Origin of the sequence: Terrabacter sp. Soil811 (assembly GCF_001429655.1) — a bacterium.
In the GTDB taxonomy this organism is placed as follows: Bacteria; Actinomycetota; Actinomycetes; order Actinomycetales; family Dermatophilaceae; genus Terrabacter.
On sequence record NZ_LMSX01000001.1, the window covers coordinates 982,007 to 997,021 of the forward strand.

Genomic DNA, 15,015 nt, shown 5'->3' on the forward strand with positions numbered 1-15,015 from the left:
TCAGTCACCCCTCCCGGCGGCGACCTGCTCCGAGTGCGGGCGCAGCGGGTGCCCGTCGGGGTCCGCACGCTCGGGCGCGACGCCGACGCCCTGGCGCCCGCCCCGTACGACCGCCACCGTGTGCGGCGGCTGGCCGGCGCCTCGTGCCTGCTGGACGGCCCAGAAGACTGCCTCGGGTGTGGCCGGCGACGCGAGGTCGACCTGCGTGCCGGCGGGCCCGAACGCGGCGGCCGCCTGGCGCAGGGCCTCGCGGACGGAGATGGCGAGCATGAGCGGCGGCTCCCCGACGGCCTTGGACCCGTAGACGACGCCGTCCTCGGTGGCGCGCTCGAGCAGTGCGACGTTGAAGACCTCGGGCATCTCCGAGAAGCTCGGCAGCTTGTAGGTGCTCGCCGATGCCGTGGCGAGCCGGCCGCGTGTCGGGCCGGAGGACTCGTCCCACCGGAGGTCCTCGAGGGTGAGCCAGCCCGCACCCTGCACGAAGCCACCCTCGATCTGGCCGAGGTCGACGAGCGGAGAGAGCGAGTCACCCACGTCGTGCACGATGTCGACCCGGCGCAGCCGGTAGGCGCCGGTGAAGCCGTCGACCTCGACCTCGGCTGCCGCGGCGCCGTAGGAGAAGTACTTGAACGGCGAGCCCTGCATCCGGCTCGAGTCCCAGTGGAGTCCCTCGGTGCGGTAGAAGCCGGCCGCCCAGAGCTGGACCCGTTGGTAGTAGGCCTCACTCACGAGATCGGTCCAGGCCACCTCTGCTGCGCCTGTCGCCGCTCCCGACGCCGCTCGCGCGCACCCGTCCTCGAACCGCACGTCCTCGGCGGGGACGCCCAGCCGGGCGGCGGCCACGGCGCGGAGCCGCTCGAGGATCTGCTCACAGGCGTCCTTGACCGCTGCGCCGTTGAGGTCGGCCCCCGAGCTCGCCGCCGTCGCAGACGTGTTGGGCACCTTGTCGGTGCGCGTCGGCGCCAGCCGGACGAGCGACAGGGGGACGGCGAGCGACGTCGCGGCGACCTGCAGCATCTTCGTGTGCAGGCCCTGGCCCATCTCGGTCCCACCGTGCGTGATGAGGACCGAGCCGTCCTTGTAGACGTGCACGAGCGCCCCGGCCTGGTTGAAGGCGGTGAAGTTGAAGGAGATCCCGAACTTCACCGGCGTGACGGCCAGGGCCCGCTTCGTGTGCTCGTGGGACGCGTTGTACGCGGCGACTGCCGCCGAGCGCTCCGCGAGCTCGCCGGTCGTCAGCACCTGCTCCCAGCACGCGACGGCCCGCTCGGGGTGACGGACGACCTGACCGTACGGCGTGGCCTGGCCCTCCGCGTAGAAGTTGCGCCGCCGCAGCTCGACGGGATCGATCCCGAGCAGCGGGGCGCAGCGGCCGAGGACGTCCTCGATGACGAGCATCCCCTGGGGGCCGCCGAACCCGCGGAACGCCGTCTGGGACGTCTTGTGGGTCCGGGCGATCCGCCCGTCGACCCGGAGGTGGGGGATCCAGTACGCGTTGTCGACGTGACAGAGCGCCCGCGCCAGCACGGGCTCGGAGAGGTCGAGGCTCCAGCCGCCGTCGGAGGTCAGGGTGGCATCGAGCGCCTGGATGCGACCGTCAGCGTCGAACGCGGCGCGCCACTGCGCGTGGAAGCCGTGCCGCTTGCCCGTCATCGTCAGGTCCTGGGTCCGGGTGAGGCGCAGGCGCACCGGGCGCCCGGTCAGGACGGCTCCCAGCGCGGCGACGGCTGCGTAGCCGTGCGGCTGCATCTCCTTGCCGCCGAAGCCTCCTCCCATCCGCAGGCACTGGACCGTGACGGCGTGACTCGCCAGGCCCAGCACGTGCGCCACGATCTGCTGGGTCTCCGTCGGGTGCTGGGTGCTGCTCTGGACGAAGACCTGTCCGCCCTCGTCGACGTGGGCGAGCGAGCAGTGCGTCTCGAGGTAGAAGTGCTCCTGCCCGGCGAGGTCGAGCTCGCCGCTGAACACGTGCTCGGCCGCGACGAAGGCCTCGTCGACCTGCCCGCGCTCGAGCCGCGGCTGGCCGCCCTGGAAGCTGCCGGCCTCGATCGCCTCGCGGACGGTGACGACCGAGGGCAGCGGCTCGTAGTCCACCTCGACGGCCAGGGCCCCGAGCCGGGCCGCCTCGAGGGTGTCGGCCAGGACCCAGCACACGGCGTGACCGAAGAACATCACCTCGGACGGGAAGAGCGGCTCGTCGTGCTTGACGCCGGCGTCGTTGACGCCGGGCACGTCGGCAGCGGTGAGGACGCGGACGACGCCCGGAACCGTGAGTGCTGGGTCGGGGTCCAGCCGCGTCACGCGGGCGTGGGCGTGCGGTGCCTGGACGGGGTGGGCGTGCAGGACCCCAAGGGTCCGCACGCTGAGGTCATCGGTGTAGAGCGCGTCGCCGGTGACGTGAAGGGCGGCCGACTCGTGCGGGATCGGCTGTCCGACGACGGAATCCGCGGCCCGGCGCGACAGGGACGTCATGCGCCCACCCCGTCGGCAGACTGCTCGTTCGCATGGAGGCGAAGGAGTGAGGTCCCGAGCACCGCGATGCGGTAGGCCGCGCTGGCCCGGTGGTCGTCGAGCGGGGTGCCCTCCCCCCGCATCACCTCGGCGGCCGCCTGCACCGTCGCCGCGGTCCAGGCCCGGCCCTCCAGGGCTGCCTCGGTGGCGAGCGCCCTGACGGGGGTGGCCGCCACGCCGCCGAGACCGATGCGCGCCCGCCGGACGGAGCCGTCGACGACATCGAGGGCCACGGCGACGGCGACGCTGGAGATGTCGTCGTAGCGGCGCTTGGCGACCTTGTGGAAGGCCGTGGTCGGGCTGAGCGGCAGGGGGATCCGCACCGCACGGATCAGCTCGTCGGGGCGGCGCACGCTCTGCCGGTAACCGGTCCAGTAGTCGGCGAGCGGCACCTGCCGGTCCCCGTCCGGACTCGCCAGCACCATGACGGCCTCGAGCGCGAGCAGGGCGGGCGGCAGGTCACCGATCGGCGAGCCCGTGCCGAGGTTGCCGCCGAGGGTCGCCCCGTTGCGGATGAGCCGGGAGGCGAACTGGGGGAACACCTGGTCGAGCAGCGGGATCCGCCCGGCCAGCTCGCGCTCGACCTCGGTGAGGGTCAAAGCGGCGCCGATCTCGACGGCCTCGTCATCGACCTCGAGGCGGCGCAGCTCGGGCAGACGGTCGATGCCGATGACGAACGGCGCCCTGGTGCCACGGAGGTTGACGTCGACGCCCCAGTCGGTCGAGCCGGCGACGACCGCCGCGCCCGGATGTGCCGCGAGCAGCTCGAGCGCCTCGTCGAGGTCGGCTGCCCTGGCATAGGTGCCGGTCGCCCCCGAGAGTCGGGTCCCGACCGGAGGTGGCGGCGCGTCCGAGCGCCGCGAGGCGAGCGCGTCGTCGGCCGCCGGGGAGTCGAGCGCGAAGGCTGCGTCCCGGATCGGCCGGTAGCCGGTGCACCGGCACAGGTTGCCGGAGAGCGCCCCGAGCCGGAAGCCGTTGGGCCCCGACTCGTGCGCGTCCGCGTCGCTGCCCACACGGGCCGCGTCGTCCTGCCGGTCGGCCCGGTAGTACTCGGCAGCCATGGAGCAGACGAAACCGGGCGTGCAGTAGCCGCACTGCGACCCGCCTCGCACCGCCATCTCGTGCTGCACGGGGTGCAGGTGCTGGGGCGTCCCCAGTCCCTCGGCGGTGACGACCTCCTGGCCGTCCAACGAGGCGGCCGGCAGGAGGCAGGCGTTGACGGCCGTCCACTCGGTGCCCGACCCACCGTCGGGGCGGGCCACGAGCACCGCGCAGGCGCCACACTCCCCCTCGGCGCACCCCTCCTTGGCCCCGGTGAGCCCCTGCCCCCGCAGCCAGTCGAGGGCATTGGTCGCGGGGTCGGTGCCCGCCAGACCGCGCTCGGTGCCATTGACCGTCACCGAGAGGCGCTGCCCCGGCGTCATCCGAAAGTCCCGTCGTCCACGGACCCATGATGCACCGCCGGGTGCTGCGGTCAATCAGGGCTGGACGTTCAGGTCGAGGGTGTGCGCGCCACGCACGACCTTCGTCGCGAGGTAGTGGGCGTTCGCGTCAGACAGGTGGACGCCGGTCGGGACGCGACGGGCCACGGTGACCCCGAGCGCCCGCAGCTGATCCGCCTTGTCGGGGTTGTTGCTGAGCAGCTCGACGCGGCTCACGCCCAGCGCACCGAGCATCTGCGCCGCCACGGTGTAGTCCCGCTCGTCCTCGCCGTAGCCGAGCGCGACGTTCGCCTCGTAGGTGTCGAGGCCCGCGTCCTGGAGCACGTAGGCGTCGAGCTTCGGGTAGAGCCCGATGCCGCGGCCCTCCTGCCGCAGGTAGAGCAGGAACCCGCCGCTCGCGTCGAGGCGCTCGACCGACTCGCGCAGCTGGGCGCCGCAGTCGCACCGCCCGCTGCCGAAGACGTCACCGGTCAGGCACTCGCTGTGCAGCCGGGTCGGCGTCGGGTCACGGTCACAGGCCCCTGGACCGGGGGCGTCCGCACGGTTCCCGAGACCCAGCGCGACGTGCTCGCGCCCGTCGGCGAGACCGTCGAAGGTGAAGACGCGCGCCGTCGTCGCGAAACCGTCGGCGAAGGTGACCGGTACGAGCACGTGGGTGCGGATGCGGGCCGGTGGGGGTCCCGGAGCAGCCGCCGGTGCGCGACTCGGCGCCCCGGGGATCACGCGCTCTCCCGGAAACGCGGCGACAACGCATACCTCAGCAGGACCACGTCGCCGATCTGGCGCACCTCGGCGAGCGTCGCCCGACGGCCGGCGTTCCAGGGGTAGCGCCCGTCACCGACGAACCGGCACGCCGCCGAGTCCCCGACGAAGAAGGGCGCCACGACGAGCTGGAGCTCGTCGGCGAGGTCGTCGGTGAGCAGCTGCGTGTGCACGGTGCCGCCGCCCTCGACCATGAGCCGCCGCACCCCCCGGTCGCCGAGGTCCTCGCAGACGCGGCGCATCGTCGCGGGACGACCGGCATCGACGACGGCCGCAGCCGCACCGAGCCGTCCGCGCGCCTCGGGCACGACGTCGCTGGGGCAGTAGACGATCTTGTCCGCACCGTCGGCCGCGAAGAAGCTTGCGGCGCAGTCGAGCTCGGCCCGTCTCGTGACCGTCACCTTCGTCGGCGACGGGGTGAGACCGCGGGCCACCCGTGCAGCCCGCCGCTCGGGCGAGCGGACGAGCAGGCGCGGGTTGTCGTGACGGATCGTGCTGGCACCGACGAGGATCGCGTCGCTCGCGGCTCGCTCTCCGTCGACACGGTCGAAGTCGGCGTCGTTGGACAGCATGAGCCGGGCCGAGGTGCCGGCACTGAGATAGCCGTCGATCGACATGCCACAGCTGAGCAGGGTGTAGGGGCGGTCAGCCACGGACGGCTCCTTCCGGTGGGAGCGCGGTCGGGGTGCGGGGGCCTCCGCGCCGTGACACGACGAGCAGCGCCGCACCCGGCAGGGCAGCGACGAACGACATCACGCCGTAGACGACGGCGGTCGCGACTCCCCCGGCGACGCCGAGCCCGGCCACGCCGAACACCCAGGCCGCCACCCCTTCACGCGGTCCCCAGCCGGCGACGTTGAGCGGCAGCGCCATCGCCACGAGGACGACGAGCGCGAGCGGCACGAGGTCGGCCACGGGCGCCTCCACCCCGGCACTGCGGGCGGCCAGCACGAAGGTCGCGACGTGCCCGACGACGACGAGCGCCGAGACCACGACGACGCCCGGCCACGTATGCCGTCCCAGGAGTCCGTGACGCACGTCGGCGATCGCGACCCGAAGGACCCGCGAGACCTGCGCGAGGGGCCCGGGTGGCACGGCCGGGGTGCGACCCCAGGGACGCCGCCGGGTCGCCACGACGCCGACCAGAGCGGCGGTCCCGGCGACGAGAACCATGGTGGCCACGGGGGATCCGCCCGGCTGCAGGCGCGACGGCAGCAGCAGCACGGCGCCCAGCGTCAGCCCGAGGAGGACGACCTGACCGGCCGAGCGCTCCCACACGACCGACCGCACGCCGCGGCTGACGTCGCCGCCGTCACGCCCGTGTCGGACGCCTCGGTGCACGTCGCCGAGCACACCCCCGGGCAGGGTCACGTTGAGGAACTGCGACCGGTAGCACGCGGCGACCGCCGAGCGCAGGGACAGCTCGGACCCGAGGCCCCGGGCCACGAGGACCCACCGCCACGCGCCGCAGACGGTCGTGACCACGGCGATGGCGGCCGCCGCCGCGACCGAACGGGCGTCGACGTGGCGCAGTCCGTCGACGAAGGCGCCACCACCGATGCGCCACACGAGGACGCCGAGGATCACGAGCCCCGCGAGGGGGCGCAGCCAGGACCGGTCGCGCTGCATCTCCTCCGCCCTTTCTGCCCAGGATCTGCCGAGTATCCGCCCGGGACCCCTGATGGTGACGACGTCCGGCTCCACGATCGGGTTCAGCGACCCCCTACCCGCTCGAGCACGGCCGACACGTGTCCTGCGGTCTCCGACCACGATGACAGGGTGTCGCGTCGCGCCAGGGCATTCCGGCGCAGCCGTTCCCGCAGGGCCCCGTCGGTGAGCCACGACCGGAGCGCAACCGCCAGCGCCTCGGGGCTGCCTGCAGGGACGAGCAGCCCGGGCCGCCCGTCACCCGCCTGCCCGACCGCCTCGCGGACGCCACCGACGTCGGTCGCGAGCACCGGGACGCCGCGCGCGAGTGCCTCGGTCACGACCATCCCGTACGTCTCGAGGTGGGAGGGCAGGACGAGGAGGTCGGCAGCGGCATACGTCCGCTCGAGGTCCGCACCGACGCGCGGTCCCACGAGGTGCACGCGGTCGCCGAGGCCCGCCGACGCGACCCGCCGACGCAGCCCGTCGACGACGTCCGGCTCGCGCGTCAGGGCGCCGACGAGGACGCACGACCACGGGAGGTCGTCCACGAGCGCGAGCGCCGCGAGGAGGTCGGCCTGCCCCTTGAGCGCGGTCACCGCGCCGACGCAGATCAGGCGCCCGCCGTCGGGACCGCCGGCCGCCACGCGCGCCCGGTCGACCCCGGGCCGGGCGACGTGCACGCCAGCGGGGGCGAGGGCGTACGCGTCGAGCAGGACGTCCCGCGTCCACCCGCTCGTCGTCACGACGGCCGCGGCCGCGGCCAGCACCCGGCCCTCAGCCGCGGCCGCGCTCGGGTCAGACACCCCGAGCGGCAGGTGGACGACGACGACGAGATGGACGCGGTCCGCCGCGGGCACGAGGACGGCGTCCGCGGCCGACGCGACGAGGCCGTCGACGAGCAGCACCGACCCCGTGGGGACGGCCGCGACGACATCGGCCAGGCAGGCCGTCGCTGCCGCGTCCGGGTGTGGCCACCGCCCGGGCACGGGGTGCTCGCTCGCCTGCCACCCGAGGGCACGCAGGCCGTCGAGCACCCTGCGGTCGTAGGTGTTCCCCCCGCTCGGGAGCAGGGGGTCGTCGATCCCGGCCGGGACGACGGCGTGGAACTCCCTCAGAGCTCGCACTCGTAGCTCGCCCAGGCGACGTGTGACTCGTGGAGGGTCACGGCGAGCGCGGTGACCCGGTCGGTGGCGCCGCCGAGGTCACCGGCGCGTATGCGAACCGCGACCCGCTCCGCGATGGTGCGGGCCAGCACCTCGGTCGAGGTGTTGACCCCCGCGAAGTCCGGCTCGTCGTCGAGGTTGCGGTAGCCGAAGGCACCGACGACCTCGCGGACGTGCTGGGTCGCGAGACCGATGTCGACGAGGATGTCGTCGTCGTCGAGCTCGGGACCGCGGAAGGTCACGTCGACGACGAACGTCGCCCCGTGCAACCGCTGCGCCGGACCGAACACCTCCCCCCGGAAGCTGTGCGCGATCATCATGTGGTCCCGGACGGTCACGCTGAACATCGGCTCCCCGCTCAGTGGGTGGGTCGGTAGGAGATCGTGTGGCAGATGGCCGGCAGGGAGCCGTCCGCGAGGCGCGGCATCAGCGCGGGCAGCTCCTCGAAGGGCGAGTCGCCGGTCAGCAGGGCGTCGAAGGCCGGGTCGCGCAGGAGGTCGAGCGCGAGCGCCAGCCGCTCGGCATACGTGTATCTCGAGCGCCTCGCTGCCGCAACGGAACCCACCTGACTGGCTCGGATCCGCAGCCGCGACGAGTGGAACGCTCCGCCGAGCGACAGCTCGACCCGCGCGTCGCCGTACCAGCTGAGGTCGAGCACCGTCGCCTCCGGTGCGAGGAGGTCGAGCGAGAGCTGGAGCCCGGCACCCGTGGCGCTCGTGTGGACGACGAGGTCGTGGTCCCCGCGCACGTCGACGAGGTCGGCCGGCCGTGCGAAGCCGACCCCGAGCGACCCCGCCACCGCCTCCCGCGACGGGTCCACGTCGACGAGGGTCACCCGGCACCCGGGGACCCCGGCGAGCAGGCGCGCGACGCAGCACCCGACCATCCCCGCACCGACGACGGCGACGCGGTCACCGAGCCGCGGAGCGGCGTCCCACAGCGCGTTGACGGCGGTCTCGACGGTGCCGGCGAGCACGGCCCGCCGAGCGGGCACGTCGTCGGGGACGACGACGACCGCCCCGACGGGGACGACGTAGGACGTCTGGTGCGGGTGCAGGCAGAAGACCGTCCTCCCGACGAGACCCGTCGGGCCCTCCTCGACGACGCCGACACCGAGGTAGCCGTACTTCACGGGACCGGGGAAGTCCCCCTCCTGGTGCGGGGCGCGCATGACGGCGTACTGGTCCTCGGGGACCTTCCCACGGAAGACGATCGTCTCGGTGCCGCGGCTCACGCCCGAGTGCAGCGCCCGCACGAGCACCTCGCCCGACCCGGGAGCGGGCACGGTGACCGGCCGGATCTCGCCCCTGCCGGGCTCGACCACCCAGAAAGCCCGCGCATCGGTGGACACGCGACCAGACTAGGGCTGTCCGTGAACTCCGGCGGTGACGACGGCGTCCTTGGATGAAACCTCTCAAGCCCGGTGGAGGCGCAGTGCGTCACGTGACCCCTCACGGCCCGGTCGTCGGGCTCGTCGGCGTGCTGACCCTGCTCGCCGTCCTGGGCCGGGCGACCGGCCTCGGCGCTGCCGGCTGGATCGTCGGCCTGGCCTCGGGGGTGGCCCTCTGCGCCCTGCTCACGGCCGGGCTCGTCCGGGCCTCGCGCCGGCGCCTCCTGCCCGCCGACCGTGTCACCCTGTCGAGGGCGGTGCTCGTGTGCGGCGTCGCGGCCCTCGTCGCCGACAGCGTGGCGGCGACCGTGGCGGGGACCGGGGCCACCGACGAGCCGACCGGCGTCCTCGTGGCCCTCGCCTCGGTGGCACTCGTCCTCGATGCGGTGGACGGCCGGGTCGCGCGCCGCACCGGGACCGTGCACCCGCTCGGCGCGCGCTTCGACATGGAGACCGACGCCTTCCTCATCCTCGTCCTCAGCGTGGCCGTCACCCGTGACCTCGGGTGGTGGGTGCTCGGCGTCGGGGTCGCCCGCTACCTCCTGCTGCTCGTCGCGCTCGCGGCCCGATGGGCACCGTGGCTGCGCGGACAGGTCCCGGCACGTCTGTGGCGCAAGGTGATCGCGGCCTACCAGGGCATCGTCCTCACGGTGGCCGCCGCCGGCATCCTGCCCGCTGTGGCCGCATCGGTCGCCGTGGCAGCCGGGCTCGGGCTGCTCGTCCTCTCGTTCGGCACCGAGGTCCTCACGCTGCGGCGGATGTCGGTGTCCCGACGCCACGAGGTCGAGGGCCTCGCTCCGCGGCCGGTCGTCGGGCAGATGGCCGTCGACGCGCGCGTGCTGCCGTGACGTCGCCACCCCGGGCCCGGACCGGCCGCCGCGTCGCCGGCCACGTCCTCACCACCCTCGCCGTCCTGCTCGTCTGGGTCGCGCTCGTCGCGCCGAACCCGGCGGTCGGCTGGTCGCCGACGCCGCTGGCGCTGCTCCGGATCCCCGTCGAGGGCCTGGTCCTCGTGGCCGGGCTCCTGCTCCTGCGCGGCGTGGCCGCGCGGTCCTTCACGATCGCGGTCGGGCTGGGCCTCGGGGTCCTCCTCGTCGTCCGGGTCCTCGACGCGGCCTTCCTCGCGACGCTCTACCGGACGTTCAACCCGCTCACCGACTGGCGCTACGCCGGGTCGGCCACCGACCTCCTCGGCGACTCGACGGGTCCGGTGACGGCGGTGGTGGCCGTCGTCGCGGCGGGGCTGCTCCTGCTCGGCATCGTCGTGCTGACGCCCCTGGCCGTGCGACGGGTCGGGCGGGTCGTCGATAGCCACCGGACCGGCGCGACGCGCGCCCTCGTGGCCGGGGCGGTCGCCTGGGGCGTCTGCGCCTCGCTCGGGCTCGGCGTCACGGCAGACCTGCCCGCCGCGTCGTCGAGCACGGCGGCCCTCGCCGGCCGCGAGTTCACGTCGGTGCGCGACGGCCTCCACGACCAGGACGTCTTCGCCGCGCAGATCACCGTCGACCCGTACCGCGACACCGCGCCGGGCGGTCTGCTGACCGCGTTGCGCGGCAAGGACGTCGTCGTCGTCTTCGTCGAGAGCTACGGCAAGGTCGCCGTCGACGAGAGCCCCGACGTGGCAAGGGCGCTCACGGCCGGGACGAACGGGCTGAGGGCCTCCGGCTACACGACGCGCAGCGCGTGGCTCACGTCCCCCACCTTCGGCGGGATCAGCTGGCTCGCCCACTCCACCCTCCAGTCCGGACTCTGGGTGAGCAGTCAGCAGCGCTACGACCAGCTCCTCGACACCGCGACGTCGCCCGACCGCCGCCTCACCCTCGCCGGTGCCTTCGCCCGCGCCGGGTGGCGCACCGTCGACGTCATCCCGGCCAACCGTCACGACTGGCCCGAGGGCAAGGCCTTCTACGGCTACGACACCGTCTACGACGCACGCACCCTGGGCTATGCCGGGCCCGGTTTCGGCTACGCACCGATGCCCGACCAGTACACGCTGTCAGCCTTCGACCGGCTCGAGCTGCAGCGCCGCCCACCCGGTCGACGGCCGCCGGTCATGGCCGAGATCGACCTCGTGACGAGCCACGTCCCCTGGGCGCCGCTGCCGCGGCTGCTCGACTGGGCAGCGATCGGCGACGGCTCCCCCTACCTCGCCCAGGCGGGGCTCGCGACGCCACGCGACGTGGTGTGGAGCAGTCCCGAGAGGGTGCGGGCGGCATACGGCCAGACGGTCGCGTACTCCCTCGAGAGCGTCGTGTCGTTCCTGCGCGCGACCCACGACGACGACCTCGTCGTCCTCGTGCTCGGCGACCACCAGCCGGTCAGCATCGTCTCGGGCGACCACGCCGGGCACGACGTGCCCGTCAGCATCGTCGCCCGCGACCCGGCCGTGCTCGCGCGCATCTCCTCGTGGGGCTGGCAGGACGGGCTGCGACCCGGACCCGCCGCCCCGGTCTGGCCGATGGACCGCTTCCGCGACCGCTTCCTCGCCGCCTACGGGCCGACCGCCGGCGGCTGAACCGGCGCCCACGACGGAGCGTCTTCAGGGGAAGGGAGTCCAACACCGCGACGCCAACGGGACGCCGCGGCGCGACCCGGACGACAGGAGCGCATCATGAGACTCCGAGGCGTGGGAGCGGTGGCGTTGCTCGTCTCCGCCGGCGTGCACCTCTACCTGTGGTTCGACGGGGTGCGCAACCAGAGCGTGGGGCCGATGTTCCTCATCAACGTCGTGGCCGGCGTCGTCATCGCGATCCTGCTGCTCCGCTGGGAGCACTGGGTCCCGGCGTTCCTGACCGCCGGTTTCGGAGCCGCCACGCTCGGGGCGTTCATCATCGCGTCCACCGTCGGACTGCTCGGCGTGCACACCGTGTGGGCGGGCGGCTCGGTCTGGACGGCCGCGATCGCCGAGGTGGTCTGCATCGTCGTCGGCGGCCTCCTGCTGCTGCGCGGGCGGTCGATGGCGCCCCAGCTGGCGCAACCCGCCAAGCGGCACGCCGCCTGAGCCTCACCCGCATCGGGGGATGCGGGTGGCCCCGGCGCCACGGGAGGCTCGGAGGACAGGTCGGAGGCCTGTCCCGTGACACCCGGAGGTCGAGATGCCCGCACGACTTCGCTCGGTGCTGGCAGCCGTGCTCCTCGTCATCGGCGTCGTGCTCGTGCCGGTCGGGGCGACCGCGACGTGGCTGCGCACGACGGTGACCGACACGGACACGTATGTCGCGACGATCACCCCGCTCGCCACCGACCCGGCCGTCACGTCCTTCGTCGAGGACCGCGCCACCGCACGCGTCGTGGCTGCCATCAGCGACCAGCACCTCGTCGACCGTGCGCTCGCCGCGCTGGAGAACCGCGGGCTCCCCGCCGCAGCCACCCGGGCGCTCGGACTGCTCGCGGCACCGCTCGCGGCCCAGGTCGAGCAGGTCGTGCGCCGGGTCGTCGCCGCGGTCGTCGAGAGCGACCAGTTCGCCACGGCCTGGGTCGCGGCGAACCGGGTCGCGCACGCCCAGCTCGTCGCCGTGCTGTCACGGTCGCCCGACGGCGCCATCGTCGACAACGGGTCGACCGTGAGCATCGACATCGGCAACCTCGTCGAGCCCGTCGAGCAGCGCCTCGTCGCCGCAGGGGTCCCGCTCGTCGACAAGCTGCCGCCGATCACCGTGTCGGTGCCCCTGCTCCCCAGCAGCGACCTCGACACCGCACGCACCGCCTACAACGCCCTGCGCATCGGCGGCGTGGCCCTGCCGCTGCTGGCTCTCGCGTTCATCGCCGGAGGGGTCGCCATGGCGCGCGACCGCCGGCGAGCACTGGTACGCGTGGGGCTCGGTGCCGCTGTCGCCTGCGTCGTGCTCGTGCTGGGGCTGTCGTTCGCCCGGTCGCACGTGGCGAGCAGCCTGCCGCCCGGCGCCTCCGCTGCCGCGGTCTCCGTCATCGACACGGTCACCGAGGGCCTGCGCCAGCTCGTGCGCGTCGTCGTCGTGGTCGCTCTCGCCGTGGTGCTCGTCGCCCTCGTCGTCGGCCCGTCGCGCGGGGCCCGCCGGGTGCGGTCCCTGGCCGTCACCGGGTGGAACGGTGCCCGCGGCGGGATGGACCGCGCCGCCGGCACGCCGCTCGCGATCCCGGTCGCCATCGGTGTCGCCGTCGTCTGCGTGCTCGTCGTCGTCTTCGCCGGCGACCTCGGAACGGGCTGGACGATCGTGCTCGCCGCCGTGGCCGCGCTCGCGCTCGTCGTCGCCCTGCTCGCCGGTCGGGCCCCCGCGCCCGAGGTCAGAGAGCCGGCAGCAGGAGCGTGATGCTCGTCCCCCGGCCGAGCTCGGACTCGACGTCGATGCGCCCGCCGTGCCTCGTCACCACGCGCTGCGCGATGCTGAGGCCGAGACCCGTGCCCGGCACCTGGAGGGTCTCCGGGTTCGTGCCGCGGAAGAACTCCGTGAAGAGGCTCTCCTGGTCCTCGGGTGAGATGCCGAGTCCGTCGTCGATGCACTCGAGCACGACCCGGTCGCGTCGGCTCGCGACGGAGACCGCCACCTTCCCGCCGGCCGGGGTGAACTTCACCGCGTTGCTCACGAGGTTCTGCACGACCCGCTCGAGGTCGCCAGCACTGCCCCGGACGAGCGGCAGCCGCTCCTCGAGGTCGAAGGTCAGACTGACCTGCTGGGTGTCCGCGCGCGGACGGAACATGTCGACGACGTCACGCGACACCTCGCCGAGGTCGACGTCGGCCTCGGGCATGGGCCGGTCGGGGTCGCTGACCCGCGACAGCGTCAGCAGGTCGTCGACGAGGCTCTGCAGCCGCTCGGTGTTGCGCTCGATGACCCCGAGCGACCAGTCGCCGTTGCCGTCCGGCTCCTGCCGGAGCAGCTCGACGTGCCCGACGATCGAGGCGAGGGGGTTCTTCAGCTCGTGCGACACGGTCGAGAAGAGCTGCGTCTTGCTGCGGTCGGCCTCACGCAGCTCGGCCGCGACCCGCCGCTCGACGGCATACAGCCGGGCGTTCCGGATGGCCCGCCCGAGGTCACGGCCCATCTCGAGCGCGGCCTGCGCCTCGGCGTCGGTCCAGTCGGGGTCACCGGGCCCGCGCGTGCAGGCGATGTAGCCGAAGCAGCTCGACCCCGAACCCATCGGCGCGATGAGCAGCGAGCGCGCGGCGGCGTCGGACAGGAAGACGCGCACCTGCGCGATGTCGTCGTCGCTCCAGAGGCGCGCCGGCTCGACGTGGCCGTCGGCGCCGACGACCGCGACGACACCGGCACGCCAGCAGCGGGCGGCCATCCGACGGGCGATCGCGACGAGCGAGACGGGCGTGTGCACGCGCTCGCCGCTGCGCGCCGAGACGCTCTCACGCTCGTCGTCGTCCTCGCCCGCGAAGGCCCGCAGCCACAGGCCCGCCGACGCGAGGCCGGCTGAGATCGGCATCGCCGCGACGTCGACGACCCGGGCGGGGTCGAGGTCCTCCTGCGCGATGCGCGCCACCGTCTGCACGGCCTCACCGAGACGGACCCGCTCGGACAGGGCGTGGCGCTGGCGGGCGGCCGAGATGGCGATGCCGGTCTGGTTGGCGAAGAGCTCGAGCACGGCCCGTTGCGTCACGTCGGGGCGACGCCCGCTGAGCGGCAGGTCGACCGAGAGGATGCCGAGCAGCTCCCCGACGGCGTCGAAGAACGGTGCGATGAGGGTGTCCTCGGGGTTCCACGCATCGGGGTCACCGGCAGGGGTCGGCGCGGTCCAGTCGGCCGACACCCAGCCCTCGGCCGACCCGTCGGGCAGCTCGCCGGCGGGGACGAAGCGCAGGCTCCCCCACCTCTCGGCCACGGCGAACTCGGCCTCGAGGACCGGACGCGGCGTCCGCCTGCCGAGCAGCTCGACGCGCGCGTCGTCGTCGCCGGCCACGGCCACGACCTCGATGTCGCCCGAGGGCACGACGAGACTGATCGCCGCCACCTTGAAGCCGACCACGTCGGCGGCGCCGTCGACGACCATGTCGAAGAGGATCGACAGGTCGTCCTGTGCGCTGACCCGGTTCATCAGCTCAGTGAGCCGACTGAGCGCCAGCACCTCCCACACCACGCCGTCGCGCACCCTGTCCCCTGTCTGCGTCATA

13 protein-coding genes are annotated in these 15,015 nt (G+C 73.9%); 4 read left to right on the plus strand and 9 right to left on the minus strand.

Annotated features, from left to right (window positions below):
* From xdhB to ASH01_RS04615, 8 genes are all read right to left on the minus strand, one after another.
* Nucleotides 1-2,472, minus strand: coding sequence for a xanthine dehydrogenase molybdopterin binding subunit (xdhB, locus tag ASH01_RS04580; RefSeq protein ID WP_056771856.1), 2,472 nt, complete (start codon nucleotides 2,470-2,472; stop codon nucleotides 1-3).
* Entirely contained in the window at nucleotides 2,469-3,935 is a 1,467-nt protein-coding gene (locus tag ASH01_RS04585) for a xanthine dehydrogenase small subunit (protein WP_056771859.1), read from the minus strand. The genes xdhB and ASH01_RS04585 overlap by 4 nt, the downstream gene beginning before the upstream one ends.
* A gap of 54 nt (nucleotides 3,936-3,989) precedes the next feature.
* The gene (locus ASH01_RS04590; protein WP_200961757.1) at nucleotides 3,990-4,604 is read right to left on the minus strand and encodes a GTP cyclohydrolase II; all 615 of its coding nucleotides are present in this window, start codon (nucleotides 4,602-4,604) and stop codon (nucleotides 3,990-3,992) included.
* Nucleotides 4,605-4,672: 68 nt separating this feature from the next.
* Nucleotides 4,673-5,368, minus strand: coding sequence for a RibD family protein (locus ASH01_RS04595; protein ID WP_082619394.1), 696 nt, complete (start codon nucleotides 5,366-5,368; stop codon nucleotides 4,673-4,675).
* Nucleotides 5,361-6,344, minus strand: a complete 984-nt coding sequence (locus ASH01_RS04600) for a lysylphosphatidylglycerol synthase transmembrane domain-containing protein (RefSeq protein WP_056771862.1) — start codon at nucleotides 6,342-6,344, stop codon at nucleotides 5,361-5,363. The genes ASH01_RS04595 and ASH01_RS04600 overlap by 8 nt, the downstream gene beginning before the upstream one ends.
* 83 nt (nucleotides 6,345-6,427) lie before the next feature.
* Nucleotides 6,428-7,489 carry a glycosyltransferase family 4 protein gene (locus ASH01_RS04605; protein ID WP_082619395.1) on the minus strand — a complete coding sequence of 354 codons (1,062 nt, stop codon included), beginning with the start codon at nucleotides 7,487-7,489 and terminating at the stop codon, nucleotides 6,428-6,430.
* Nucleotides 7,477-7,875, minus strand: coding sequence for a 6-pyruvoyl trahydropterin synthase family protein (locus ASH01_RS04610; protein WP_056771865.1), 399 nt, complete (start codon nucleotides 7,873-7,875; stop codon nucleotides 7,477-7,479). The genes ASH01_RS04605 and ASH01_RS04610 overlap by 13 nt, the downstream gene beginning before the upstream one ends.
* A gap of 11 nt (nucleotides 7,876-7,886) precedes the next feature.
* Nucleotides 7,887-8,879 carry a zinc-binding alcohol dehydrogenase gene (locus ASH01_RS04615; protein ID WP_056771868.1) on the minus strand — a complete coding sequence of 331 codons (993 nt, stop codon included), beginning with the start codon at nucleotides 8,877-8,879 and terminating at the stop codon, nucleotides 7,887-7,889.
* Nucleotides 8,880-8,971: 92 nt separating this feature from the next.
* Between ASH01_RS04615 and ASH01_RS04620 the strand changes: the two genes are divergently transcribed.
* The 4 genes from ASH01_RS04620 (at nucleotide 8,972) to ASH01_RS04635 (ending at nucleotide 13,207) form a co-directional block, all read left to right on the plus strand.
* Nucleotides 8,972-9,766, plus strand: coding sequence for a CDP-alcohol phosphatidyltransferase family protein (locus ASH01_RS04620; protein ID WP_235509524.1), 795 nt, complete (start codon nucleotides 8,972-8,974; stop codon nucleotides 9,764-9,766).
* A complete protein-coding gene (locus ASH01_RS04625) occupies nucleotides 9,763-11,433 on the plus strand; it encodes a hypothetical protein (RefSeq protein WP_056771874.1) in 1,671 nt (556 codons plus the stop codon). Before ASH01_RS04620 ends, ASH01_RS04625 begins: the two co-directional genes overlap by 4 nt.
* A gap of 96 nt (nucleotides 11,434-11,529) precedes the next feature.
* A complete protein-coding gene (locus tag ASH01_RS04630) occupies nucleotides 11,530-11,919 on the plus strand; it encodes a hypothetical protein (protein WP_056771876.1) in 390 nt (129 codons plus the stop codon).
* 94 nt (nucleotides 11,920-12,013) lie between these two features.
* Entirely contained in the window at nucleotides 12,014-13,207 is a 1,194-nt protein-coding gene (locus ASH01_RS04635; protein WP_156415413.1) for a hypothetical protein, read from the plus strand.
* Here ASH01_RS04635 and ASH01_RS04640 read toward each other — a convergent pair.
* On the minus strand, nucleotides 13,182-15,014 hold the full coding sequence (locus ASH01_RS04640) for a sensor histidine kinase (RefSeq protein WP_156415415.1): 1,833 nt from the start codon (nucleotides 15,012-15,014) through the stop codon (nucleotides 13,182-13,184). The genes ASH01_RS04635 and ASH01_RS04640 overlap by 26 nt on opposite strands.
* Between the last annotated feature and the right edge of the window lies 1 nt (nucleotide 15,015).